Below are 26686 nucleotides of genomic sequence, written 5' to 3' on the forward strand. Positions count from 1 at the left end.
AAGCATTAAATAATACACCATTTTTCGGTAGTGAAAAATAAAATGGATTTGGTGGACTGTTGAACAAGTCCGAAACTTATATAATGTTAAATTCGTCTAATCTTATAAAGATAAGGTGTGTAGCTAATGAAAAGAAAATTTTTCATTGCATTTACAGTTATATTGTTAAGTATTTCACTCGCAGGGTGTGGCAAGGCTGATATGGAAGGTATTATTTTAGAAGTAACAGAAAATGAGATATTACTTTCAGAGAATCTTTCTCTGGACAAGTATGAAGATATAAAAAATAAATCAATTTCAGAGATACAGGAAGAGGAAAAGGGTATTCCTTTAATTTATTTAGCATATGACAATACAGAGGAATGGTCAAAAGGTGATGAAGTAAAAGATTGATGGAGATGTATTTGCATCCTATCCTGAGCAAGCTAAGGCTAAAAGAATTCAATTTAAAAAATAAGTTCTCAACAATCGAGAGTAATTGTGAAACAGAATAAAATATTTAGAAAGCTCAGGATCCAAATCTGAGCTTTTTTGTGATGGTTATCTATACTGTTAATTCATACTCTCTTAATTATATCAGACAATTTAACCGTTAAAAGTTAACCAATAGCAACAATTTTTACGAAAACAGCCTAAAATTAAATAACTTATTATCTCTACACATTACGGATTACATGATATTTTCTATAAAGCCGCACCTTTCCCGCGCTCTTCCTTAAACCGAACCCCAAAAGTATCCGCTGTAATTTCATCAGCTTTCGGTAATGATCGTAATTTCGGATGAAGTAGCCATACGAGAGAAATGAATAAAATCCCGATGCTAGCGAGCGCGAAAATGAGTTGACTACTATATACATTTGCAGTGTATCCTCCAATTAAAGAGCCAAATGGCATAGCGATTGTGCCCATACTTCGCATGACTGAATTGATGCGTCCGAGATATTGATTTGGAATAGCCATTTGACTGATCGTCGCAAATAATATGTTGGTAGCACCAATTGGAATCCAAGCTAAGCCGAATAAGAAAATAGACAGCCATTGAAACGGTACAATCGTAGAGAGAAACCAAAAGACAGCGCCAGCCGCAAAGCTAATAATGGAGACACGGCCAACATTACGTTTGCCAACCCATGAACTGAATAGTGCTCCGATTAAACTGCCGGCTGATATAGCGGCTAAAAAGAAGCCATATAATTTCACGCCTCCTAAAGAATCAGCGAAAGAAGGAAGTATCGCCATCGTCATACCAATTGAAAAATTAGCGACAACTGAACCGATTAAGAAGACGCCCATTAATGAACGAAAGACGATTGAAAAGCCTTCTTTTAATTCAGAGAAATATTGTTTAGTGGAAAGCGATGTATTGGCTTCTGCTTGTTTTGGCATTTTTAATGAAAAGAACAAAAGGGCAGTAATCGCGAATGTAAAGGAGTCAATTACATATAAAGTGATTGCGCCAAGTAGTGCTACTAATATTCCAGAAAGAGTCGTACAAATTAAATCAATGCCTTGATATGCAAATGAAAAGAGTGAGTTTCCTTTTAATAATTGTGTTTTATTCAGTAGAAGTGGTAAAGCTTTTGATTGTGCGGGATAGGCGAATTGTTCGATAAAGGCTACGATGGGCATAATGATGAGTAGTAGTTGAACTGTTAATAGATCGAAGTAGTGTGTAATAGGAATGATTAATATAAGAATGCATTGCAGAACTTGTGTGATGACGAGGGTGTTTTTGATTGACCATCTATCAACGAATGGACCAGTAAGAAATTGTAATGCAGAAGGTAATAATGTAAGGAAACCAGCCAATCCAGAATAAAAAGGATTACCACTAAGTTCATATACGAGCCACATCGCTGCTACATAATACAAACTATCTCCTATGTTTGTAAAAATTCTCCCTAAAAATAATAAGAGGAAATTCCGTTTTTTTAATATGTCCACTTTATCTACTCCTTTATAATAAATTTATTCGGTAAAATAAATTTGACCGTTTATGTAAAAAAAATTGTATTACGATTTTTCTTCTTTTTTAACGAATCGTTGCATTGCTCGCTCATCGATTTGCAGTGCAGTAGTAGAAATGTAATAAGCTTTACTATTTGGATCTTTATCCGCATCTTTTGTGATCTCATTTAATTCAGCCATCACTTCATAAAACTTTTTCACCCACACTTGAAATTGTTCTGGCGTGGCATCAAACTCCCAGCAGGATGAAACGTAATTCCATTCAGCTGGGTCTTCGCTTACTTTTCGTAATGTAAAAGCTTCTTCTGGTGCAGCGAGAATATGGCTTTTCGTTCTTTCCGTCATTTGTAAAAAGATTTGGCGACCTGATTCGCTTAATATTTCTAAATGAGGTAATAGATCTGCGGCAGGGGTGAAGCCTTTAGCGACAGATTGATAAAACTTTTGAACGATGCCATTCTTTTCTTCTGTATAAACGATCTCTATAAAACCATTCTTTTCTAATTCTTTTAAATGATAATGAATTTTCGCCCTTGAAATGCCGAATTTCTCAGATAGTAGTTGTCCTGTATAAGGACGTTCGCATAGACGCATCATCATTTCGACACGTAGTGGATCGCTCATTGCTTTTAGTTGGCTATAAGTAGTTAGTGTTAACATGGGCTTCAAAATGATCAACTCCTCAAATTAAATTACTCGGTCAATATTATTTGACTGAATTGTATCAAGGATTTTAGTTATTTTCAATACTTTCTGAAAATTTATCCCGCATTAACGTGCAGTAAGACTCCCACCTCAAAACTCAGCTGGAGCGAAGAAGTTAGGTGGGAGTTCGACTGCACGTAAAATCCCGATTGGTTCAACTAGTAATCAGTGGGGATGAACCTCCCACTGATTAAAGTTTCACTTTAATCTTTCTTCTGTAATCTTCTGTTCATATTCCGTTCATAATTCTTTTTTATGATAAGTGCATAGAAAGTAAGAGGAAGGAGCGAGCGAAATGTTTTTAGCTCTGCGTGAATTAAAACAATCAAAATTAAGATATGGATTAATCGGACTTATTATGGTGTTATTATCATTTTTAGTCCTTGTCATTTCAGGATTAGCAAATGGATTATCATATGATAATGCTTCATCGATTCAAAATATGGAGGCAAATAAGTTCGTTTTAGCGGATGATGCGGAAAATAAATTACTTCGTTCACAAATTAAGAAAGAAGATGTAGATAACGTAGTAAATCAAGTGGACGCGAAAGAGGCAGTTCCGTTTCGTGTGAAAGTTTCAACTTATGAAAAGAAAGATAGTTCGAAAAAAGTTGATGTCGCTATTTTCTCAAGTGAACGTGATTCATTTTTAGAACCGAAAATTGTAGAAGGTGAGAAATTAGGTACAGCAAACAACGAAATGGTTGCTGATGAATCAATTAAAGAAAAAGGAATCGATATTGGGGATACAATTATTGATCCTGTTTCAAAGAAAGAATTTAAAATCGTTGGATTTACGAAAGATCAAATGTTTAGCCATACACCAGTCGTTTATGTAAATGAAGACGTATGGGGCGCTATCTCACAACCAAACCAAAAAGATTATAGTGCAATTGCGCTTAATACAGATAAAGAAATTAAAAATGCACATGTTATCGACAAAAAAGAAGTATTACAAAGTATTCCAGGATTTAAAGAAGAGCAAGGAACATTAACGATGATCATTGCGTTCTTACTTGTTATCGCTGCGTTACTAATCGGTGTATTCTTCTACGTAATTACGTTGCAAAAAACACAGCAATTAGGTGTACTAAAAGCAATTGGTACGAAAAATTCTTATTTAGCAAATAGCTTAGTCGTGCAGGCGTTATTCTTATCAGTCGTTGCGATGGTAATCAGTATTGTTCTTGTACAAGGATTAGAACAGATTTTACCAGCGGGTATGCCGTTCTTATTAACAGCGCCGATGATTGCACAATATGCCGCAATCTTTATCGTAATTAGTATTTTAGGAACACTTATTTCGTTATATCAAGTATTAAAAGTTGATGCATTAGAAGCAATTGGAGGCGGGATGTAATGACTTCATTATTAAAATTAGACAAAGTAAGTAAAGTGTACGGAGAAGGGAATACAGAAGTAACAGCCCTTCATCCGATGTCGCTTGATGTGAAAGCTGGAGAGTTTATCGGAATCGTTGGTCCTTCTGGATCAGGGAAAAGTACGTTATTATCAATCGCGGGTGCTTTACTATCACCGTCAAAAGGGGATATTTACATTGGTGAGCAAAATATTACGAAGTTATCAGAAAAGGAAATGACAGACATTCGTTTGAAAAAAATCGGCTTCATTTTCCAGTTCGCAAATCTTGTTCCATATTTAAATGTAAAAGAACAATTGCTTTACATTGCTAAGCTAAAAAAAGAAAACAAACAAGAATCTGAAAAACGTGCGGATCACTTATTAGCGGCATTTGGATTAGGAGAAAGAAAAACTCATTATCCAAATCAACTATCTGGTGGGGAAAAGCAAAGGGTAGCAATCGCTCGTGCGTTCATGAACAATCCAGATTTAATATTAGCTGATGAACCAACTGCAAGCTTAGATTCAAAACGCGCACGTGAAGTCGTTGAAATGATGAAACGTGAAGTGAAAGAAAGTCAAAAAGCAGCAATTATGATTACACATGATGAAAGAATGCTCGATGTATGTGATCGTATATTGACGCTTAGAGATGGGAAGTTAATATAAAGAAAAAAGACAACCGTACATATATGTGCGGTTGTCTTTTATATGATTATTTTATAATAGTTATAATTGCTTTATTTTGAGAATAACGTTTTAATTTTATTACGTGTTACTAATAAAACGCCGCCTAAGACAGATAACATGCCTAAAGGTACGTTACTTGACTGCTCACTACCAGCGTTAGGAAGTTCTCTAGCATTGTTGTTCGTTTTGGCATTTGTAGTACTATTATTAGTTGGCGTTTGTTTATTAGGTTGCGATAATTCGTTAATCTGATTATCTACATTTTGCTTCGTTGTATGTAACTCAGCTAATTTATCGTCAATTTTTTTCTCAGTATGTTTAAAATCGTTTATTTTAATATCTAAGTCTTGTTTTTTCTTTGTTAAATCGTCTGAAACAGTTTGTTTAGATTGCTTAATTTCATTTAATTTATTTTCTAAGTCTTGTCTAGCTTCTTGTAATTCAGCTAGTTTGTTTTTTACATCTTGTTTAGCTAGTTCTAAGTTAGAGGAAAGACTATCTAAATTTTGTTTAATTTTTTTAAGTTCTTCTAACGTATTACCGGTATTCGGCTTATGTTCTTTAATTTCAGCAAGTTTGTCCTCAGCAGTTTGTTTCGCTTTCTTTAACTCAGCTAATTTTTCATCTACCTGTTTTTTTACTTCCTTAAGTTCATTAACCTTTTGATCGATGTTCTCTTTATGTTGCTTAATTTCATTCACTTTTTCATCGACAGTTTGTTTATGTTCTTTAATCTCAGTAACCTTATTATCGATATTTTGCTTATGTTCTTTAATTTCAGCAACTTTATCATCTACTTGTTTTTTATGCTCTTTAATTTCAGCGATTTTATCCTCGGCGATTTGTTTGTCTTGCTGAAGTTTCGCATCTAATTCTTGCTTATGTTGTTTAATCTCGCCGATTTTTTCATCAGCAACTTGTTTACGTTGATGTAGTTCATTCGCTTTTGCATCGACATTTTCCTTAACTTGGTTAAGTTCATTCAACGTTTGATCCACATTTTCTTTGTGCTGCTGCAATTTCGCATCTAACTCTTGTTTATGTTGCTTAATTTCAGTTAATCGATCTCCAGTACTTTGTCCAGCAGGAGCATCATTTACTTCTGCATGAGTAGGGGTAGATCCCGCAATCATTGCTAAAGCTAGTGTAGACGCAGCGATTGTTTGTTTTGTTTTCATATTTTTGTACCTCTTTCCTATGAGTGAACTCTATTGTGTAAAATTGAGCATATAGAAGTAGATTATTTTATCATTATATACCATGTTCGGCGCTTAGAGGAAGTATTTGCATAATAATCTATGATTATGTAATTCTTATAGTCTCTTATTTTTGGATAGGAGACAAATCTTCAGCAAGATGAACAATTTCTTCTATAGTAGAGTTTACATCCTTATTATTGCGAATAACAAACAAATAATCAGCCTCGTTTTCTACAGGATCTACTACATCTTCCTTTAGTGATTCAGCTTGTTGTCGATTGAGTACTTCTTTAAAACTAGAATAACCACCTCTAAAAATATTTGTACTTCGCTTGCTACGAGTCACTCTTTCATAAAGTACATCATCTGGAATGTCAAAATGAACGAGTATGCGTGCATATTCCCCTTTCTGAAACAATTCATTTAGCAAATAAATTCGTCCGTTTCGGCTTCTATTTGAGTTGCAAATGATAAGGTGTAAATTTGTATGTTCTTTTGCATAATCAACAATGAATTTCGAAAGACCGTGCTTAAATGTATTAGGGCCCTTAGTTGGCTGTAATTTTTCATAATGCGTGTTAATAAATTCAGCTTGGTTATCTTGATCCATAACGAAAGAGTTGGGTAACTCTTTTTCTAACACTCTTGCAAATGTAGTTTTTCCGCTGTGGGTTTTTCCTACTGTGATGATGACTAATCTTTTCATGACAGAACCTCCGTTAATATTGCTATTAATAGGCATATTCTGTGTGAGATGGAATCTTCCTTCTAAAAATCACATAAATTGTCGAAGTGATAGGTATATGAAAACTTGACAAAAAAACTTATTTATGCTATAATTTACCAATATAAAAATAGAGTGTATAATAGGGTTCTCCTGGCCAGGGGAACCCTATTTTTGTTGTGAAAATGAAGGAGAGTGTATGTGCGTGAAACAAGGTGAAGCAAGTGTAACGTCGTTAGTATCAGCTTTCGGAAGGGCGTATCATAGTGAATTTGATAGTCCTAAAATCTTTAATGATTATGTAGCTAAAGATTTAATTTCACAAAAAGAGCGTAACAATATTGAAATGAACATGGTTCAAGGGATACATTTTTTCAATAAAGACATTGCACAGCAGTTTCAAGATAATCCAAAAGAAATATTAAAGTGGATTACACAAGTTCAGTTATCACCAACACCTTTAGCACGTGCAGCCTATTGTGAACGAATATTACTACATGAAGTTACTTTAGGAGCAAAACAATACGTCATACTCGGTGCAGGCTTAGACACGTTCAGTTTTAGACACCGAGAATTAGAGAATAAAATAGAAATATTTGAAGTTGATCATCCTTCTACGCAAGAGTTTAAAATACAAAGAGTGAAAGAAGCAGAGCTAGAAATTCCAAAAAATCTTCATTTTGTTTCGATGGATTTTACTAAGGATTTCTCTAAGCAAAAATTAGTAAATGAAGGATTTGAAAATAAAAAGACTTTCTTTAGTCTTTTAGGTGTTACGTACTATTTAACGAAAGAGGAACTTTCCAGTTTAATAGAATGTTTATTTGAGTTGGTTCCAGCGGGAAGTTCTATCGTTTTCGATTACCCTGATGAAAACTTATTTACGGAAAAAGGTTTATCTAATCGGGTTGAAAACATGGTGAAAATGGCTACGGTAGGCGGAGAACCGATGAAATCATGTTTTTCTTATGCCGAAATGGAAGCACTATTAGAAAAGGCGGGTTTACTTATTTATGAGCACTTATCACCAGAGGATATTAATAAACTATATTTTGAGGGACGAAACGATTATTTAGAAGCCTTTGAAACAGTCCATTATGTACATGCGGTGAAGAAGTAGAGGATTAGTAGGCATGGGGAGAAATCTCTGTGTCTTTTTTTTATGCGTATTTTTAATTTTAAAAACAATTTGTAAAAAATATTTTACAAATTGTAAGAAATAAATTACAATTATCTCAAGAGGTGTTACTATTGTTACATAATAAAATTGTAGTTTGTCGAGCAGAAAAAGGTTGGACTCAAGAAGAACTGGCAACAAGGGTGGGAGTTAGTCGTCAAACCATCGCTACTCTTGAAAAGAATAAATATAACCCTTCTCTAATTCTTGCCTTTAAAATCGCAAATGCATTTGAAAAGCCGTTAACCGACGTATTTGATTATCTAGAGGAGTGATACATATGTTGTGGTTAAAAATTTTATTATTTGTTTTATTAGTCATCAGTCAGATGTATGTAATAAAATTTCAATCAAGTGATGAAGCAAACGACGAAAGAGGAAGAGAGATTCAATATAAAACAAATAATGTTTTGTACAACATCCTATATTTAGGTATCATTGCCATTATTGTTTTTCAATCAATTGATATTATTCCTTTAGAATTTCTACCTGATTTGTTGTTATATTTTGCGCTTTCATTAAGTGTGTTAGGCAGTATTTTTATATTTATCAATAGAAACAGGAAAAATTACTAATATGTGTTAAGTATTTTATCTTGTTCTGTTAGGAAATTGAACAACATGTTTCTTTTAAAAAGTGAAATTTCTATGTTAAACATGAAGGAATATAGTTAAACTAATAGTTGCGTTTATTTAAGTAGGCTACATAAAATAATTAATCTTCTTCATAAAAACTTAAGGAATCCAAAATAAAACCCACACATTTTGATCAAAATGTGTGGGTTTCTTCTTTTAATAAAATAAATATTTGCAGCAATACTTTGGTCAAATTTTAATTAAAACTAAAATTCACCTTTTCTATTATAAATTTTTGTAGTGTGGAAATATAGCTATTAGATCAACCAAACAAGTATTTTAGGAGCATTAACTTAAACAATAAATAACCTCATGTCTATCTTGTTGATGAAATTCATTGCCCTTGGATAAAGAACAGTAAAACCCCTAAGTATTTAGCTCTTTGATTTTTATTACAATTTTGTAAGGTTAAGTAATAAAAATCGATAGAACTAGATATGTGAATGGGATACTCTAAGTAACGGAGGGAATATTCTGAAAAAGGGGTCAGGCAAATGAAGAATAGACAAAAAGCATCGATAATATGCAAAAGTATTTTATGTTTAATTATTTGTATATTAATTACAAATGAAGTGCGGTTTACGAAAGCTGTGAGGGCAGAATCGGGCACGTTGACCGATAGGAGTATAGAGAACTTCAAGAAAAAGATGGATGAACAGGTACCAAAATGGCAGGAAAATTATAATGTACCAGGAGTTGCAATAGGCATCGTACATGAGGGGCGTATTGCTTATACACTTAACTACGGTTATGTAGATAAAAAGACAAAAAAAGCGGTGAGTGATGATACTTTGTTTCAGGCTGGTTCCATATCTAAAAGCCTTACAGCGTGGGGAATTCTACATCTTGTAGATGAAGGTCGTTTATCACTAGATGATCCCGTTGGAAAATTTCTAACCAAATGGAAATTACCTAATTCAGAGTTCAATAATAATGAAGTCACGATAAGAAGATTGTTAAGTCATACAGCAGGGCTGTCTGCACATAAAGGATACCTTGGGGTTGCACCAGGGAAACATCTTGATTCTATCGAGGAGTCTCTGTCTGGAAAAGGATGGCTTAATGAACCAGTGGAGGTTACCAACAAACCCGGTTCAGAAACAATTTACTCTGGTGGTGGGTATACAATTTTGCAACTTGTGATTGAAGAGGTTACCGGAATACCTTTTGATCGTTATATGGAAGAACAAATTATGAAACCTGTAGGAATGAAATCTAGTTCATTCCTACAACGTCCTGAAAAATCTAATCTTTCGAAAGCTTATGGATATTTTGGAGAGAAACTCCCTAGTTACCAATTTACCGAACAGGCTGCAGCAGGTCTTAAGACAAACGTTACCGATATGATGACATTGATACTTGCAAGCATGGATGCAAATAATAAAGGTGATGGTGTCATCAAAAGTGAACGTGTTGAGGAAATGCAAAAGCCAGTATTAGGGGAGAATGGTTTAGGTATATTTGAAAAAAAGCTATCTAATCACTGGAAATTAATTTATCATTCTGGTGACAATCGAGGCTGGCATTCTTTTTATGGTTTCATTCCTAATACAAAGGATGGATTGGTAATTCTTACGAATAGTGAAGGTGGTATAGACTTACGACAGGATATTTACCACGCATGGATTGAATATGAAACTGGAAAATTACCTGAAAGTTACTTTTCTCTCGCTGAGCAGAGAAAAAATAACTCAATTACATCAATTGTTATTGGAGCCACACTTGGTATATATTTGCTACTGTTTGTGATTAGATTGTATAAAGGTAGAAGAACCTTCATTATTAAGCAAGAGAAGAAATCTTACATCGGATTAGTAGTTAGGACATCTTTACTTATTACTACTGCTATTCTCGTATTTTGTGCGGCCTATTTGTGGAGGGTTTTCAGTTTAAATTCCGGTAATACAATAAATTTTATTCTAATCATGGCGTGGATTATAACATTATTAATTAGTGGATTTTTCCCGAAAATTAGAAGGAATAAAAAACAATAATCAGACAATAATATAATATAATTAAAATTTTATATTTAGATATAAATACATAAGGGTTGTAAGTAGTACCACCCCACATGTCCATCGAGCTAGTAAAATAAATACCCTAAAATAGTGAAATTGACATCCCCAGATTAAACTTTGTATTTAGCAACAGTAGAAATTTAATTATGTATAGAATTGATAAAACGCTCTTGTTGGAATTTTCTTAAAATCATTTTGACGTATTACTTTTTTCATTATAAAATAACATTCTGACAACCAAATTTAACCAAAAGTATGTAAAAGGATATATCTTTCTGGCAGTTATATGCTTAGGTATGTCCTTTTTTGTAGTTATAAGGGGGAAGGGTTAACATGAAAGCAAAGAAACTAGTTACTTTAGCAGTACCATTTTTACTATTAGTAGGTTGTGGAACTGATAGGACAGAAGCAACGCCAAAAGAGAAAGTGGAATCTAAGGCAGTTACAAAAGAGAAGTTATCGAAAGACAAGTATCCTGAGCGTATAACGGTTATATCTTCAGAATTCTTACAGAAAGTCACTGATATGTCTGAAACAGCAAAGGATAGAACGAAAAGCGATAAAGAGGCATCTAAGACGTTATTAGCACAAGTAAACGATATACAGAAAACTATAAAGAAGTTTGATACAATTGAACCGCCAATAGAGTATCAGGACACCCATAAAGACATATTAAAAGCAGTAGATTGTTATAAAGAAGCATATTCGATTCAAGAAGAAATTTTAACATCAGACAAGAAAACAGACGAGAAAGCAGTTAAGGCTAAAGCAGAAAAATCAAAAGACTTACTTAAACAAGGTTCAGAACTATGGGCAACTGGTTTCAAACCGATTCAAGACGTAATAGTAGGTAAAACAGATAGTTCTTCAACTTCTGAAACCTCTTCTAGTAATGAAAACGTACAAATAACATTGGGTGGTAAAGAATTAATTGGAGAATGGGGTAGTTACAAAGGGGCTGACTTCCATAAAGGGTTAGAATTCCGTGAAGATGAAACGTTTACTCTTTATGATGATTCAGGTAAAACATCGTATGAAGAAAACCACATGGAAGGAACATGGTTTTATAGTCAAGACAAAAAACAAGTCACAATGATGCCGAAAGAGTTTGTAAAAGACGGTAAGAAGATAGATGAGAAACAAATGGAAGTAGCAGTAGATTACAAGATTGAGTATTTCAAAGACGGTTCTTTAAAGATGGTAGATACTAAGAAAGGTAATCGTATCACAGCGGAAAGACGCAAATAAACATGAATAGAAGGATATATGAAAACTAAGAATTAAGTTGATGGGATGTGTGACGCAATCCCATCACCATCAAGTTGTCTAATTTTGTTTCTTTTTTGTTAGATTCTGTTATTTACATACGGTAAATACAATTATAATGTTGGAGATTTCACCCCAGCTGAAGTGAGATTAACGGTTGGACTGGTTATTGTACAAAGGGCTCTCTTTATTAGTGCAGGGGTAATATGGGAGGAAGCTAAAATGGGAAAGAGTGAGATGTTTCAGGATTTTAATTTTAAATTAGTGGTAATTGAAGCTTTGTTAGATAAAGAGCCACTATTTCTAAAAGAATTAAAAGACTTAATAGATAAGTATACGAATAATTTTGAATGGTATTCAGGAGCTGGACCAATTGTTGAAATCAGAGGTTTTTTAGAAGAGTTAACTTTGGAAATAAGTGATTTGGAAAAGATTGAATCCATTTGCTTTGATGGTGGGAATGAAATTTATCATATCTTAAAGCCAGATTGGGATGGTGAAGACAGTTTATTTGATGTAATATCTGTTGAAGGATTTCAAAATCTAAAAAATTTAAAAACAGTGGAATATATTTCACTGTGTTACCCAAAAGTATTAGAACTATTTAAACAAGCTGGAATTGAAATTGAGGATTAATGAGGGAGCAAGTTATGTACTAATGGAAGTGATTCTTCTTATGGAAGAGTCGCTTTTTCTTATGCAACTAACAGAGCAGAATGGAGGATATTATGATAAAAATCGATAGAGATGGTGAAGCCTACTGGAGTAAAACTGTTGATTTAGGTGTTTTAGGTAAATTCAATAGCATTTTTATAGATATAGATGGATGAGATATAACAGGGGCGACGGATAATATGCCCCAAGAAGAGAAGGTAGAAAAAGCTACAAAATATTATGGTAATAGATTCAAGGAGTTAGAAACAAATGTGGGGTTTATAAATGAGTAATTTCTAATGTGGATTATAACGCACTTATGTGATATGGAATATCCATTTTGGGAATTTGGTGATGAAGATGAAAGTAGTGAAGAGTATCCAGATTATATAGTAAAAGAAGAAATAAAAAAATTCAAAGATGAAAACGGACAATTGCAACATGATCCGTATAGTCCAAGTCCGATTTATAGAGAAATTCAGAAATATAATGCATATAATAATGAAGATAATTTATCAAGCTATGAAATTATAACGAAATATTTACCGGTTCTTGATTTCAAAAAACTTGTAGATACAATTAGAAATAATAGTATAGATTTATATGAAGATAATATAAACTTTCGGGTGAGTAGTGAGGTTTGTGGTGGAATGTTACTTTGTGCTACTTACGGAACAATCTATGCTAATAATGAGTTAGAAGTTACGCATAACTGTTAATATAAAGATTACTGATAGGGATATCGCTACACATCCATCAACTTAAAAATATTGACTATCCCAAAATAGTGTTTTTTCATTATTTAAATATGATTTCATCCGAATTTAATGGAGAGTTCACCTACAAAAGTAGTAGAAATTTTATTTAAATTTACTACCTCAGTTGGATTTATCATATTTCAATTTCGATAGAATAGTAAATGGGTATATCAGATATGGGGATACATTACAAGGATTATACATACGTCAGATTTTAAATTACAGTAACTACTTAACCCGCTGTTATCAATAAAGAAAGGAACAAGTAGAATGATACAGAACATATATGAAACTCATTTACATGTAAGAGATTTAGAAAAGGCGATAGATTTCTATCAAAATAAGTTAGGGTTAGCATTAGCAAGAAAACTATCGAAAAGAAAAGTGGCTTTCTTTTGGGTAGGAGAAAGTAAAAAGCAAATGCTTGGGCTATGGGAAGTACATAATATTGAGGATTTTGAGATGAAACACTTTGCTTTTGGTGTAGATTTAGAATTTCTAAAGACTTCTAAATTATGGTTAGAGAATCGTGGAATAGAAGTGGTAGGAAGCCAAGGAAAAGGAAATCAAGAGCCAATTGTCCAAAGATGGATGCCAGCTGCAAGTGTATACTTTCTGGATTGTGATGGAAATAAATTAGAGTTTATTTCTATGTTACATGATAATCCAGATGAATTAGAATATGCATCCTATTTAAGTGAATAGGATGCGGAACATCAAGAAAAATAAATGAGATTGTATCTAAACGGAAAAACTTTGTTTTTTTTGGGAATATACAGAAAAGATGGGAGTTTTATTGTACTAGAGTTGTATGAATTAAATGAAGAGAACTTAAAAAGGTAGCGTATGTTGTTGTTGTTGTTGTTATGTAACGGAAATTAAAAGACAACGTATTAAACTAAAAGATTTATCATCTAAATTTACATTTATGTAATGTTAAAGGCTAGAAAGCTAGATTGGCGCGAATCGCGAATTGTGGAGTGCAATGAAAAGACAAAAGCTCTTAAAAAACACTTAATTTTTTAACCAATCAACATTTACAATCTCCCCCTATAATGTGAATTGGACAAGCACCTAAGAGAAGGCAGAACATGTCAGTTTATACATTCTATTATTAGGGGGAAAATTTGTATGAAAAAGGCAGTTGCTTCATTAGCTGTTATGGCGGCGTTATTACCGACATTTTCAGCACATGCGGAAGGGAAAGAGCAAGTCCGAAAATCAGCTACAACTTTTAACGTTATTAGTGACATTCAAGGAGATTTAGGGGACTTTGATCACGTGTTAAAAGATATGAATAAAGTAACGCCACTTTCTAGAGCGCTTATTATGAATGGGGATATAACGCCAACTGGACAGCAGTCACAATATGATGATGTAAAGCGTGTGCTAAACAAAAATAAGCATCCGGAGAATGTATGGTCGGCTATTGGGAATCATGAGTTTTATGCTGGGAAATGGACAGCTGATGGAAAGTTATCTCAAAGCACATGGCCGAACGGTGTAGCGGAAGAAACGTTATTTAACCGCTATTTAAAATTTAGCGGACAAGAAAAGGTATATCATAAAAAAGAATTAGACGGTTATCCGCTTTTATTTTTAGGAACTGAAAAATATATGAAATATCACGATTCAAAAATGTGGGACGAAGTATATATGAGTGATGAGCAACTAGGTTGGTTAAAACAAAATTTAGAAGAGTACAGCCAGAAAGATAAAAATAAGCCAATTTTCATTTTCTCTCATCACGTTTTACCTGATACGGTATCTGGATCAAGACAAAATCCATATTTACAAGATTATTTAAATATTGATAAGTTGTACGTTATATTAAAAGACTATCCGCAGGTCGTTTTCTTTACGAGTCATACGCATTGGGATTTAAACTTACCGGACTGGGCTGGTAAAAAGAAAATTGCAGGCGGAGATGAAAAGGGATTTACGGTTGTCAATACGGGCGGAATTGAAACAGGGTGGATGTCAGCCGGACCAAATGGCGGAGAGAAGACTGCTCCGGATGGATCTTCTTTCAAACAAGGATTGCAAGTGAAAGCATACGGTAACGATGTTGTCGTAACGGCTTACGATTATAAACGGGATAAGGGCATAAAGAACTTATTAATTAGTGACGCAAAAATTGCACAAATGGCACCAGATGTAACAGCAGATGATAGAAATAATGTAATCGTTGGTGCTACTGAATATATGGAGTACTCTATAGAAGGAACGAATGAGTGGCATACGTATTATACAGCAAACCCGCCAAAATTTGATGGGGACAAGATTGTATATGTACGCCATAAAGGAGAAATGAATTTAGAGGCAGGATTAACACAGCTTCTTCGTTTTTCGGCAAATAAGTGATTGGAGAGGGCCCACATTTAAATGTGTGGGCTCTTTTTGATTGATGAGAAACGGGCCTCTATTTGTATATTTTTGTCGTTGAATCGATATATTGAAAAAATCGTTGATATATTTCAAGTTATGAACGATATATTAAGAAAATCGTTCATATAATTTCATTTACCGAACTGGATTTAAAAATCATTGATATAAATTGCATTTACCGAATTCTAATACATTTTTAATCCAGAAAGGTGACTTCATCATTTTTCCATGTAATAATAGTATGGTTACATTTACTGTGAAAGAGTATAAAAGGAGCGTTATTGATGAATTTAGCTAAATTCCCGAGAAAAAAATATACAGAATCATATACACCAATTGAAAAATTAAACAATTTTTCTGAAGCACTTGGTGGGCCGACTATTTATTTTAAACGAGATGATTTACTTGGTTTAACAGCTGGTGGTAATAAGACGAGAAAGTTAGAGTTTCTAGTTGCAGATGCACAGGCAAAAGGTGCAGATACATTAATTACAGCTGGTGGTATTCAGTCAAACCATTGTCGTCTAACACTTGCAGCTGCGGTAAAAGAAAAAATGAAATGTATTCTTGTGTTAGAGGAAGGGCTTGAGCCAGAAGAAAAGCCAGACTTTAACGGAAACTATTTCTTATATCATTTATTAGGTGCTGAAAACGTAATTGTTGTGCCAAACGGAACAGACCTTATGGAAGAGATGCATAAAGTAGCGAAAGAAGTAAGTGAAAAAGGAAATACACCATATGTCATTCCAGTTGGTGGATCGAACCCTACTGGCGCAATGGGATATATTGCTTGTGCGCAAGAAATTATGGCTCAGTCATTTGAGCAAGGAATTGATTTCAGTTCAGTTGTTTGTGTAAGTGGTAGCGCTGGTATGCATGCTGGTTTAATTACTGGTTTTTCCGGAACGCAAAGCAAAATTCCTGTAATCGGAATAAATGTAAGTAGAGGAAAAGCGGAGCAAGAAGAGAAAGTAGCAAAACTTGTAGATGAAACTTCAGCTCACGTAGGTATTCCAAACTCTATTTCACGCGAAGCGGTTACATGCTTTGATGAATATGTAGGACCAGGATACGCTTTACCAACACCAGAAATGGTTGAAGCAGTACAGTTACTTGCGAAAACTGAAGGTATTTTACTTGACCCAGTTTATACAGGTAAAGCAGTAGCTGGACTAATCGATCTAATTAGAAAAGGTAAATTTAATAAAGAGGACAACATTTTATTCGTACATTCAGGTGGCTCACCAGCTTTATATGCGAATACGTCTTTATTTGCGTAAGTGTGAAAAAGCATTGGATATCCAATGCTTTTTGTTTTGAATTAATGTTGAAGTTTGATACAATTTCGTGAATATGCGATGATTTTTCAACATTCAACGGTAAACAACGATATATAAAGGAGATTGATGTATGACAGAATTTTGGGAAGCAAGTTTTATAGAAAATCAAATGATGTGGGGATTTGAACCTTCAGACTCTGCAATTTTGACGAAGGACTTTTTCCTTGAAAAGAAAGTGAAGGATATATTGATTCCTGGTATTGGGTACGGTAGAAATGCGAAGGTTTTTATTGATAACGGAATACATGTAACAGGTATTGAAATTTCAAAAACAGCGATTGAATTGGCGAGGGAGAATGAACTTAATGTTGATTTCTTCCATGGTTCAGTAACGGATATGCCTTTTGATAACAAACTTTATGATGGTATATTTTGTTATGCACTTATTCATTTATTGAATAAGGATGAGAGAGAGAAGTTTATTAAAGATTGTTATAGTCAGTTAAAACCAAACGGGTATATGATTTTTACTACTATTTCTAAAGATGCCCCAATGTTTGGGAAGGGTAAACAACTGGGTAAAGACTACTTCGAGATAATGGAAGGGGTAAAAATGTACTTTTATGATATGGACTCGTTAAAACAAGACTTTGAAAAATATGGACTGATAGAAACTACGGAAATTTTGGAGCCGCATAAAAATATGGAGAGTAAACCTCCATTTAAATTTATAATGATCAAATGTCAAAAAACACTATAATTACAATAGTGTAAAAAATAGGGAGCTATTCACTAATTATTTTTTAAAGGCGAAGTAAGGGAAGTCAAAGGACTTTCTTTACTTCGCCTAATTTTTATCCCGCTATTTGTGGGCTAATAATCAGTGGGTGATGATCTCCCACACTGATTAAAGTTTCACTTTATCTACCATCTTTATGTGTCTTTCTATTAAAAGTCTAAATTTGATCAATTAAATGCAATTAAATTTAGTCAAAAATAATGAAATTTCAGGAAAAATAAGGTACACTAGTCAATGGTTTTGGTTTAAAATCGATGGACGTTAATGTATACGGGGGAAAGATTGATGAACAACAATACAGTAAATGAATCAGTTGAAGAAGTTAATAGAAAACGAGTAAGATCAAGCAAACGTTTTACAAATTGGAAGTTTATCGCAGCGGGTGTTGGTATAATTGCACTTCTCATTGGGGGAATGAGTTATTATCAGGCAACTCACTTCAATTCGAATGTTACGATTAATGACACCAATGTTGGTGGTTTGAGTGCTGATCAGGCAATACAGAAATTAAAAACATCTGGACTAGCAAACAAAGTCTATGTCGATCAACAACAAATTTTAGATGAAAAAGATACAAAAACGGAACTTACGGAAAAAGATTTGCCTCAAGTTAAGAAACTATTAAAAAGCCAGTGGACATTTTTCCCTTCTTCACAGGAAAAAAATTATTCATTGCTACCGGATGAGGCGGATCAGTATCGTAGTGAAACGATGAAAAAACTTGTAGAAGAAAAGCTCATCTCTATGAATGAAAAATTAAAAGCGCCTCAAGATGCTATGGCGAAGCTTGAACAAGGAAAAGTTGTTATTTCGAAGAGCGTTGATGGAAAACAGTATGACGTTACTAGTCTACTGAAAGATTACGACAAGCAGAAGTATAAAAGTGAAATTCATCTGAAGTCTACATACATAAAGCCTATTAAAGAAGACGATCCGATTGTCAAAAAAGAGGAGGAAGCACTACAAAATCTTCTTCAACAGTCCGTTGAGTATAAAGTGCAGAATGAAGTTTATCCTTTAAAAGCAAAAGATTTAATTCAAAATGCCTCTATGTCAAAGGATATGAAAGTTACAATCGATGCGAGCGACATTAAGAATAAGATTGCTGAGATTAATAATGCTAAATCTACATTAAATAAAGACTTCGCTTTTAAAACACATTCTGGTTCGGTCATATCAGTAAAAGGGCAAGGCTATGGCTGGGCACTAGATGTTGAAAAAGAAACAAAACAAGTTCAACAAGCCTTTGAGAAAGGCGAAAAATCACTTTCTGCTTCTAATATTCACGGAAATGGTTGGAAGAAGGAAGGGATCGGTTATGAAACAACATCGAATAATGGCATCGGAGACACGTATGCTGAAGTTTCAATTGCAGAGCAACAAATTTGGATTTACAAAGATGGAAATTTAGTAGTTACAACAAATGTAGTAACTGGTAAACATAGCACGAGTGAAGATACATCACCAGGTGTGTGGTACGTTCTATATAAACGAACACCATACACACTCAAAGGTAGCGCAGTAGGTAAAGCTGATTATGCAGTTAAAGTAGATTACTGGGTTCCATTCACAAATAGTGGTCAAGGATTCCATGATGCAGGTTGGCGAAAAGACTGGGCAAATAATGCTTATTTAACAGGGGGATCAGGCGGGTGTGTTAACCTTCTTCCTAATGTAGCAAAAACTGTGTATGATAGTTTGAACACTAATGATCCAGTTATCGTGTACTAGAAAATAGAAATGCATGTATCAAGAACTTAAATTAATAAAAAAAGCAGGAAATCGTGATTGAAGTGAACCTGAATAGTGATACATGAAAAAACACCTCTTGAATTCGCATACTAAGTGTGCAATTTCAATGGAGGTGTTTTTTGTTTGAAGACCAGATTTCATTGCCTATAAGAAACAAAGTGGAAAGAGATTGAGATGAAAAATAGGTATTCAAATAGTCAATAAAATTGACACTGAATATCATTTTCATTTATTATGAAGTCGTCACATGTAATTGGACATGATTTTTGTGAAAAAGTTTACTTTTTTATTAATATAATAGATTTCTATTAAGGTGTCCCATTTAAGAATTTAAATGTAAGAAAGGGTAAAATAAAAATGAACTGGAAAAAAGGCGGATTATGGATTATTATTTTTTTCATTGTAAAAGGTACGATTTCTACACTTTTACTTGTTACAGGTGCTAAATATTTTAATTTATCATATATGCAACTTTTCGTACTAGTACTGATCTTATTACTGATTTCTCTCATAAGTCGAAAATTGCTGCATAGACATAAACAAAACAAAAAACAAAAAGAGCTAAATATATAATGAAGCCCCAGAGATCTTTGGATTTCTGGGGTTTTACTATATATTTAGCTTCTTACTATTTGTGGAAAGTAAAACTCCCACCTCAAAATTTAGGTGGGGTACAGAAGTTTGTTGCGAGCTGATTAAAGTTTCACTTTATTTCATAGTTTGTGATCTATTTTAATTAACTGTCAGGTTTTTATGTATCCTCTAATGACAAGGTTGAATCCTTTCAAATCGGTCAATCGCCGTTTTTTTGAATTCACTAAAAGTTGCTGAACCCAAGCCAAATAACGATACCATCTCTAGCAAAATAATTAACAATCCTATGTAAGAAAGTTTAGGTAGCTAATAGCATATGTTTTATTGAAAGGATGTGATTGAATTATGGAACGATTGAATTGGGGAATTGGAGGATTAGTATTCGTTGGCTGCATGTTTCTTGGCGGAGGAGTGGGATCTATATTAGGTGATACTCATGCTGGATGGCTAATAGGAATGGGCGCTGGATTTCTTGGGATGGCTTTAACAAGACTGATCAGAAAGTAATATAACGGGATTCTTCTTCGGGTAAATAAGGAAATATGTATGTAAGTCATTCATGGCATAAAAGCTCTATAAATTATAGTTAGAAGCTTCTCTTTTGTATTTGTCTTGTCTAAAATTTCTCCATACATAGATATGATTCTCAAGTCAGCGGATGGCACCTTAGGGTGTTTTTTTTATGCTCTCTAAAAATGTCTTAACATTATAATAGCCGAGTTTTGCCTTCAGTCCCCGATGCCCATCAAGCATAAAAGGAAAAACACCTCATAAAACAAAAAATCTGCCCATTTAAACTCTGGTAACAATTCAAATGATCAAGAATAATTGATCTAACAGATTTCGTTAGATTGCCATCATCTTTTTTGTAATAGAATAGATTCATTACCGTTTCAAACCTATGTATGAATTCATAACCTAACAGTAAAAGGGGGGATGATTGAAGGTATGGCGATTAATGAGGAATCAATTTGTCAACAGTTTGCAAGAATTATCGATGGCCAAGAAGGATTCGCCGGTGGAAAATGCGTGGCAACAATAAACCGAGATGAAATACAAGCAACAATCTTAGGAAAACGTTTTAGAGTAACAACTTCTTTCTCATTCGAATCAAGAGATAATAAAACTGGACGTGCATTATGTCTAGGGCGGGTAGCACTTTTACAAAAGGAAGTTACTGAATTTGTTGCTACAATTATTAAACAAGGAATAATTGTGTCGTCTATACACAATGAGTGGTTATGTGATGATCCAAATTTGATTTACGTTAATATCGAAGACGTTGATGATCCACTAAGTTTCGCAAGAAAAGTTAGAAGAGCGTTATGCAATTAACCGACTTTTTTAGTTAATTGAGTGATTATGTTGATTAGAATATTTCAGAGTGTTGAATGGTATATTTGGAAAATAGATTTAAGTGGATGGTTTTATAAAATCTCATATATAGCTAAAAAGAGTAACTCCATTTTGATCACTCTTTTTCAAAATGGAGTTTTTGTAATTACTTTTAAATAAGGAGTGAAGAGAGCTTTTTAATCAATCTTTATTCTGAAGCTACAGACGAGCATACATTATGCTCGTTTTTCAATTGGTAGTTTAAATGTAAAAGTACTGCCTTCTCCTAATTCACTTGCAACGGTAATTTCTCCTCCGTGTAGTTCTATAATCCATTTTACCATCGACAATCCTAAACCTGTGTTTCCATTGTTTGAAGATGTTCGTGCTGCGTCAACTCGATAGAAGCGGTCCCATATTTTCGCAATATGTTGCTCGCTGATGCCTATGCCATTATCGGAGACTTTACCTATTATGTTGGTTTCATCCCGGAACAGTTGCATATTCACAGTGCCGTTCGCTTTGCTATAAGCAATCGCATTCGTTAGTAAATTCATTAATAAACGCATCATCAATGTTTGATCTGCTTTAATAAACAAGTCTTCCTCTATATTAGTTGTTATATTAATCGAAGCTTCTTGAACCATTAATGAAAGCTCTTCTACAACGATTTCCGTTAATTCACTCATATTGATACATTCAAATTGAAAAGTATTATGCTTTTCTTGGTCAACTCTTGCTAATAATAAGAGTTGCGAGATTAACGCGGACATTTTACGTGACTGCCTTAAAATTACTTCTAACGATTCTTCCATTTCTTTCGGATTCTTCCTCTGCGATAAAGCGTATTCGCATTGCGAAATAATAACAGATGTTGGTGTTCTTAATTCATGAGATGCGTCAGATGTAAATTGTTTTTCACTTTCAAATGATGTCTCTAATCGCTCAAACATTTTGTCAAAAGTTTGTGCTAAATGATACATTTCGTCTTTCGGTGAACCTTGTAAATTAATTCTCTTCGAAAGGTCTTTACCATCACCAATTTTACTAGCTGAATCACTCATTTGTTGCACAGGTCGAAATGCTCTTTGCGTAATAAAATATCCTCCCACTGCGGCAATGAGAATAAGTAATGGGAATGAGATGAGTGTTATCACAATAAGCGTATTCATGGTTGATGATAATTGGTTCATAGTCATTATTCCACGAACCCACACTTGCTCACCGCCGCCTGCATTATGGAGAAAATCATATACTATCCATTCTTTATTACCGTCTTTAATAGTTTGTATTTCATCGGATTTAAGCGATATCTTTTTATTAAAGCTTGTTGGACTATTACCTGCCAGCAGCTCACCTTGTTTACTATAAATGATGATATTTACTCCATCTTCAAAGGTTTCAAAATCATCGTCCATCTTTAATTGTCCATGCTTATATTCGATATCTTCAATGCTTTCTTTTACTGTGCTCTTCAATTGATCTTTCATATTAAAAAGCAAAACTTTATCTGAAGAAGTTAAAATAAAAGCTAACACGAGTGCCATAATAATTACAATTAGCCCCGTATACCACAGGGTCACTCTCATTTTTATTGATAGTCTTTTCATGATTCAACTCGCAATACGTAACCAGTTCCTCGTATTGTATGAATTAACTTCGTTTCAAACTGGCTATCAATTTTTTTGCGAAGATAGCGGACGTAAACATCAATAATATTCGAGCCACCTTCATAGTCGTAATTCCACACATGTTGCTCAATTTTATCTCGTGTCAACACAACTTCTTTATTACGAATCATATATTCTAAAATAGCAAATTCTTTACTGGAAAGAGTGATAACCTGGTATCCTCTTGTTACTTTATGCATATTGCAATCCACCACTAGGTCAGCGATTTCAAACACATTAGATGTATTTCCTGTTTTTCTTCGCATCAACACTCGAATTCTTGCTAACAGTTCATCAAAAGCAAACGGCTTTACTAAATAATCGTCCGCACCTAAGTCGAGTCCTGTTACGCGATCATCAATTGTATCTTTAGCTGTAAGAAGCAAGACAGGAGTTGTATTATTGTCCGCGCGTAATCTTTGTAATACTTGTAAACCATCTATTCCGGGAATCATTATGTCAAGCACAATCAAATCATAGGTAGCCATGTTTATATAATCCAAGGCATCTTCTCCATTCCCACATGAATCGACACTATAATGTTCTGCATTTAATCGTTTTACCAATATATTTTGTAAGTCTTGTTCATCTTCGACAATAAGAACTCGCATTAACATTCTCCTTTTCTTCTTATTAATATGTATCACTATAATTCCAAAACATTAAAGAAAGATTAGAAACTATTTAATTATATCATTTTATTTTTTGTACATTAATCTTCCTTTAATGTTTGTTCAGTAATATAAAGGCAAGGATAAGGTGCACATGTAAAGGGAGGAAAACAGAATGGGAAAATGGATGTTGATTGGAGCAATGTCTTGTTTATTCTTAACAGCTTGTTCTACTCAATCTGATAACAATACAGAAGTAAAACAACTGAAAGTGGAAAATGATAAATTACAAAAAGAAGTTGCTCAACTGCAGCAAGAACCAAACAAAACAGGGCCTGCTATGAATGATACTAAGCAAACACAAGATTTCAAAAACGAAGTCACATCTATTGTTGAAAAGGCAAATAACACGAAACCAGTTGGAGCAAAAGAAGATAACTTAAATACGTACTTAGCAGCAAAAAAAGAAATTGACCAATTAGATGAAAAGATAGATCTATCTGATGATCAGCTAGAAGCAGATTATCACGCTGGAACGATAACTGTTGAACAATATCAAATACAAGAAAGAGAACAAGATATACTTGAAGATCAATTAGAGCAAGCAGAAAATGCACTTGAAGCAAGATTTGGAATAGATGATTAATCATTAAGGAGTGGATGAAAATGTTAAAACATAAAAAGAAAATAATCATAAGTGTAATTGCTATTTTAGTAAGTGGTATTGCTATTGTTGGTGGATATTATGGTATGGGTTACAATTATGCCAAAAAGAATGAAAACTACACAGAGAAACAAGTTCGTGAAATTTCTTTAGCTCATACAAATGGAGAAATTATTAATGTGAAAAAAGAATTCGAATTAGAAGATGACAACTTAGCACAATCTAAATTTGAATATGAAGTGGAAATCAAGACACCTGATAATCTATTAAATATTTTAAAGGTTAGTGCTAGAACAGGCACAATAGAAATCAATAATGAAGATTGAAGAAATATTGACAAATAACATATCACGTATTTTAAAAAACTCCTAACAAAATTTGTTAGAAGTTTTTTTACGTTTATACTCTACTATTCTAAAAGGGGACCCGCTACATCGCTATCAAGTTAAGAAATACACTCATCTTTTTCGTTTTTGGGACAATTACTCGCTTAAGTTGATAGATGTGTGGCGGTAGCCCATACCTATCAGGCTAAGAAAAGCAAATACCCCAAAATAAGAAAATCGACATCCTCAGGTGAAAATGTACAATTTTTTATTTTGGGGATACTTCAAATTGTTAGGTTTCTGGGCATTTGGTGCTATTTTTTATTATACATCTTTAAATTTTAGAGAATGTTTACAGCTGTAATTTTGCAGGTTGAAATAGCAAACCTAACGATTGTAGTTGGATTTATAGGTAAAGTACCTAGAACTATACCAAGACCTGTTTGTTCCACGTTAAAACCTGCTGCAGTAGAACCAGTACTTGCTAAAAGGTTCACTGTAGTACCGATAAGCGTATCCAATAACTCCCTAATCGGTCGTTCACGACAATCACATTCGCATCCTGAGTCTACAGGCGGAAGTAATATTATAGATGGACCTGGTGGTAAAAATCCTACCCCTGTTACATCAGAAATATTGACCACAAAGGATGTGGTACCATCTGTAACTGTAACTAAAAAATCATTTACAGAAGTGATAGTAAATAAAAAGAAAAGAGGGGGGACGTTGGGCGCGTCTGCAATAGTCCCAAGAATCACAGTTTCCCCAATAAGTTGTTGCAAAACATTCTGCATAGGTAAAACACAGCAATCACAAAGACAACCTTCAGTTGCTCCTGTTGGGCCTGTTGCTCCTGTTGGGCCTGTTACTCCCGTCGGGCCTGTTGCTCCCGTTGGACCTGTTGCTCCCGTTGGGCCTGTTGCTCCCGTTGGGCCTGTTACTCCTGTTGGGCCTGTTGCTCCCGTTGGGCCTGTTGCTCCCGTTGGGCCTGTCCCTCCTGTTGGGCCTGTTGGTAGAGTAAATGGTGGAATTGGTGGCAGTGTAGGGCCAATTAAATTTGGATTCAATGCATTAGCTTGAAGTATTTCGTTTTTATCAAACATATAACTCCCTCCTACGGTTATACTTTATATACAGTTATCTTACATAAAATTTATTTATCATTATATAATATGCTATACCTTTACTATTGTGTGTTTTGTGATGACCCAATGACAGTATTTTTGTATTAATAGTAAATCCGGTTGTGACACAAAGAGTGTACCCATTTGAAAGAGGTATATTAGAGTTTTAATGGAACCTGTTCTTGTGAGCATCTCACAAAATGCCCATCAAATTAGGCGTTTTTAATATTCATAAAATGGAGTAAATGTTTCAACGGACCAAACAAAGGTTAATACAACAAGTAGTATACAATATACATATGGAGAGCCGTGGGGTTGATTTGCATACGTTATTATATTTTAAGATGAATATTGTCTTATCCGATTACAAAAAACCTTACTATCAAAGATAAGGTTTTTTGCTGTTAAAATGAAACAAAAGTTTCATTTTAGAGGGTAAAATAAAGGGGGAAGTTGTGTGTTTATGTTGTTAGAAAGTATGTAGAAAGGGGTATTTTTCAATCTAGCTTTAGAGAATTATGTGAATAGCACCCATTAAAAAGACCTCTATTTTTATATTCTTGAAAAAATCAGATATTTTGCTGCGCGCTCAGGTTGTAACAATTCTGTTCAGATATATAACTTAAAGGAAAGAAATAGGGTATTCTATTTCTTTTTATTTCTATAATAATTAGAAGTAATAATTCTAAAAGTGCTTCTGTTTTTCCATTTTGTAAAGATTTAATAAAGAAATCCCATTCTTTTTCATAGGGGGGCTGTACCCAATTTCGTTGCAGTCCTATATACATTCCATTTAAGAAAAAGATAACACTTAATAGAATCCTTCCAATAAATACAGCAACTACTGTTAAACTCCAATCCTTTATCTTGATTATATAAAGGATTGGAAATAGTATAAGCACCCAAAAAGCAAGAATTTAAACAGTATTCATCATTCTCTATACTCCTAACAAAATGAATGATCCTTAATCTTGGTGAATTTTCAGGT

27 protein-coding genes and 1 pseudogene are annotated in these 26686 nt (G+C 33.9%); 20 read left to right on the plus strand and 8 right to left on the minus strand.

Features of this window, described 5'->3' with window-relative positions; all coding sequences use genetic code 11:
- Positions 1 to 126: 126 nt before the first annotated feature.
- Positions 127 to 393 (plus strand): hypothetical protein, encoded by a 267-nt coding sequence (locus QCI75_RS11395; RefSeq protein WP_353760491.1) that lies wholly within the window; start codon positions 127 to 129, stop codon positions 391 to 393.
- A gap of 291 nt (positions 394 to 684) precedes the next feature.
- Here QCI75_RS11395 and QCI75_RS11400 read toward each other — a convergent pair whose 3' ends face one another.
- Entirely contained in the window at positions 685 to 1944 is a 1260-nt protein-coding gene (locus QCI75_RS11400; protein ID WP_144506074.1) for an MFS transporter, read from the minus strand.
- Between the two features lie 69 nt (positions 1945 to 2013).
- The gene (locus tag QCI75_RS11405; protein ID WP_199675356.1) at positions 2014 to 2637 is read right to left on the minus strand and encodes an ArsR/SmtB family transcription factor; all 624 of its coding nucleotides are present in this window, start codon (positions 2635 to 2637) and stop codon (positions 2014 to 2016) included.
- Positions 2638 to 2968: 331 nt separating this feature from the next.
- On the opposite strand from QCI75_RS11405, the gene QCI75_RS11410 reads away from it, so the two are divergent.
- Positions 2969 to 4033, plus strand: coding sequence for an ABC transporter permease (locus QCI75_RS11410; RefSeq protein ID WP_144506072.1), 1065 nt, complete (start codon positions 2969 to 2971; stop codon positions 4031 to 4033).
- Positions 4033 to 4704, plus strand: coding sequence for an ABC transporter ATP-binding protein (locus QCI75_RS11415; protein WP_353760492.1), 672 nt, complete (start codon positions 4033 to 4035; stop codon positions 4702 to 4704). Before QCI75_RS11410 ends, QCI75_RS11415 begins: the two co-directional genes overlap by 1 nt.
- A gap of 71 nt (positions 4705 to 4775) precedes the next feature.
- Here QCI75_RS11415 and QCI75_RS11420 read toward each other — a convergent pair whose 3' ends face one another.
- The gene (locus QCI75_RS11420) at positions 4776 to 5903 is read right to left on the minus strand and encodes an LPXTG cell wall anchor domain-containing protein (RefSeq protein WP_353760493.1); all 1128 of its coding nucleotides are present in this window, start codon (positions 5901 to 5903) and stop codon (positions 4776 to 4778) included.
- A gap of 145 nt (positions 5904 to 6048) precedes the next feature.
- Positions 6049 to 6630 (minus strand): AAA family ATPase, encoded by a 582-nt coding sequence (locus QCI75_RS11425; RefSeq protein ID WP_144506069.1) that lies wholly within the window; start codon positions 6628 to 6630, stop codon positions 6049 to 6051.
- A gap of 217 nt (positions 6631 to 6847) precedes the next feature.
- Between QCI75_RS11425 and QCI75_RS11430 the strand changes: the two genes are divergently transcribed.
- The 15 genes and pseudogenes from QCI75_RS11430 to QCI75_RS11500 all read left to right on the plus strand — a co-directional run bounded on the left by QCI75_RS11430 (position 6848) and on the right by QCI75_RS11500 (position 21303).
- Positions 6848 to 7768, plus strand: a complete 921-nt coding sequence (locus tag QCI75_RS11430) for a class I SAM-dependent methyltransferase (RefSeq protein ID WP_353760494.1) — start codon at positions 6848 to 6850, stop codon at positions 7766 to 7768.
- A 131-nt stretch (positions 7769 to 7899) separates the two neighbouring features.
- The gene (locus QCI75_RS11435; RefSeq protein ID WP_000903048.1) at positions 7900 to 8100 is read left to right on the plus strand and encodes a helix-turn-helix transcriptional regulator; all 201 of its coding nucleotides are present in this window, start codon (positions 7900 to 7902) and stop codon (positions 8098 to 8100) included.
- Between the two features lie 5 nt (positions 8101 to 8105).
- A complete protein-coding gene (locus QCI75_RS11440) occupies positions 8106 to 8399 on the plus strand; it encodes a hypothetical protein (RefSeq protein ID WP_144506067.1) in 294 nt (97 codons plus the stop codon).
- A gap of 554 nt (positions 8400 to 8953) precedes the next feature.
- On the plus strand, positions 8954 to 10453 hold the full coding sequence (locus tag QCI75_RS11445; RefSeq protein ID WP_144506066.1) for a serine hydrolase domain-containing protein: 1500 nt from the start codon (positions 8954 to 8956) through the stop codon (positions 10451 to 10453).
- Positions 10454 to 10810: 357 nt separating this feature from the next.
- Positions 10811 to 11725, plus strand: a complete 915-nt coding sequence (locus QCI75_RS11450) for a DUF7018 domain-containing (lipo)protein (protein ID WP_353760495.1) — start codon at positions 10811 to 10813, stop codon at positions 11723 to 11725.
- Between the two features lie 240 nt (positions 11726 to 11965).
- On the plus strand, positions 11966 to 12379 hold the full coding sequence (locus tag QCI75_RS11455; RefSeq protein ID WP_353760496.1) for a DUF6892 domain-containing protein: 414 nt from the start codon (positions 11966 to 11968) through the stop codon (positions 12377 to 12379).
- Positions 12380 to 12471: 92 nt separating this feature from the next.
- Positions 12472 to 13116 (plus strand): annotated as a pseudogene (locus QCI75_RS11460) (hypothetical protein).
- A gap of 309 nt (positions 13117 to 13425) precedes the next feature.
- Complete coding sequence (locus tag QCI75_RS11465; protein WP_144506283.1) at positions 13426 to 13860, plus strand: VOC family protein; 435 nt, start codon at positions 13426 to 13428, stop codon at positions 13858 to 13860.
- Between the two features lie 426 nt (positions 13861 to 14286).
- The gene (locus QCI75_RS11470) at positions 14287 to 15519 is read left to right on the plus strand and encodes a DUF4073 domain-containing protein (protein WP_353760498.1); all 1233 of its coding nucleotides are present in this window, start codon (positions 14287 to 14289) and stop codon (positions 15517 to 15519) included.
- Between the two features lie 308 nt (positions 15520 to 15827).
- On the plus strand, positions 15828 to 16823 hold the full coding sequence (gene cuyA, locus QCI75_RS11475) for a D-cysteate sulfo-lyase (RefSeq protein WP_002013704.1): 996 nt from the start codon (positions 15828 to 15830) through the stop codon (positions 16821 to 16823).
- A 130-nt stretch (positions 16824 to 16953) separates the two neighbouring features.
- Entirely contained in the window at positions 16954 to 17583 is a 630-nt protein-coding gene (locus QCI75_RS11480) for a class I SAM-dependent methyltransferase (RefSeq protein ID WP_353760499.1), read from the plus strand.
- Positions 17584 to 17907: 324 nt separating this feature from the next.
- Positions 17908 to 19353: a L,D-transpeptidase family protein gene (locus QCI75_RS11485; RefSeq protein ID WP_144506280.1), complete on the plus strand. Its 1446-nt coding sequence runs from the start codon at positions 17908 to 17910 to the stop codon at positions 19351 to 19353.
- Between the two features lie 378 nt (positions 19354 to 19731).
- A complete protein-coding gene (locus QCI75_RS11490) occupies positions 19732 to 19947 on the plus strand; it encodes a hypothetical protein (RefSeq protein WP_144506279.1) in 216 nt (71 codons plus the stop codon).
- Positions 19948 to 20313: 366 nt separating this feature from the next.
- Complete coding sequence (locus tag QCI75_RS11495; RefSeq protein WP_180235485.1) at positions 20314 to 20475, plus strand: hypothetical protein; 162 nt, start codon at positions 20314 to 20316, stop codon at positions 20473 to 20475.
- 441 nt (positions 20476 to 20916) lie between these two features.
- Entirely contained in the window at positions 20917 to 21303 is a 387-nt protein-coding gene (locus tag QCI75_RS11500; protein WP_353761520.1) for a DUF1259 domain-containing protein, read from the plus strand.
- 236 nt (positions 21304 to 21539) lie between these two features.
- Here the strand turns inward: QCI75_RS11500 and QCI75_RS11505 are convergent, their stop codons facing one another.
- Both QCI75_RS11505 and QCI75_RS11510 read right to left on the minus strand, forming a co-directional pair.
- Complete coding sequence (locus QCI75_RS11505; protein WP_353760500.1) at positions 21540 to 22913, minus strand: sensor histidine kinase; 1374 nt, start codon at positions 22911 to 22913, stop codon at positions 21540 to 21542.
- Positions 22910 to 23584 carry a response regulator transcription factor gene (locus tag QCI75_RS11510; RefSeq protein WP_353760501.1) on the minus strand — a complete coding sequence of 225 codons (675 nt, stop codon included), beginning with the start codon at positions 23582 to 23584 and terminating at the stop codon, positions 22910 to 22912. The genes QCI75_RS11505 and QCI75_RS11510 overlap by 4 nt, the downstream gene beginning before the upstream one ends.
- Positions 23585 to 23759: 175 nt before the next feature.
- Here QCI75_RS11510 and QCI75_RS11515 point away from each other — a divergent pair, with 175 nt between their 5' ends.
- Both QCI75_RS11515 and QCI75_RS11520 read left to right on the plus strand, forming a co-directional pair.
- A complete protein-coding gene (locus QCI75_RS11515) occupies positions 23760 to 24230 on the plus strand; it encodes a hypothetical protein (protein WP_353760502.1) in 471 nt (156 codons plus the stop codon).
- A 20-nt stretch (positions 24231 to 24250) separates the two neighbouring features.
- Positions 24251 to 24574, plus strand: a complete 324-nt coding sequence (locus QCI75_RS11520) for a PepSY domain-containing protein (protein ID WP_002137174.1) — start codon at positions 24251 to 24253, stop codon at positions 24572 to 24574.
- Positions 24575 to 24915: 341 nt separating this feature from the next.
- Here the strand turns inward: QCI75_RS11520 and QCI75_RS11525 are convergent, their stop codons facing one another.
- Both QCI75_RS11525 and QCI75_RS11530 read right to left on the minus strand, forming a co-directional pair.
- Positions 24916 to 25677, minus strand: coding sequence for a collagen-like triple helix repeat-containing protein (locus QCI75_RS11525; RefSeq protein ID WP_353760503.1), 762 nt, complete (start codon positions 25675 to 25677; stop codon positions 24916 to 24918).
- A 590-nt stretch (positions 25678 to 26267) separates the two neighbouring features.
- Positions 26268 to 26615: a hypothetical protein gene (locus tag QCI75_RS11530; protein WP_353761522.1), complete on the minus strand. Its 348-nt coding sequence runs from the start codon at positions 26613 to 26615 to the stop codon at positions 26268 to 26270.
- Positions 26616 to 26686: the final 71 nt, after the last annotated feature.

It is taken from the genome of Bacillus cereus group sp. RP43, assembly GCF_040459645.1.
Classification (GTDB): domain Bacteria; phylum Bacillota; class Bacilli; order Bacillales; family Bacillaceae_G; genus Bacillus_A; species Bacillus_A mycoides_C.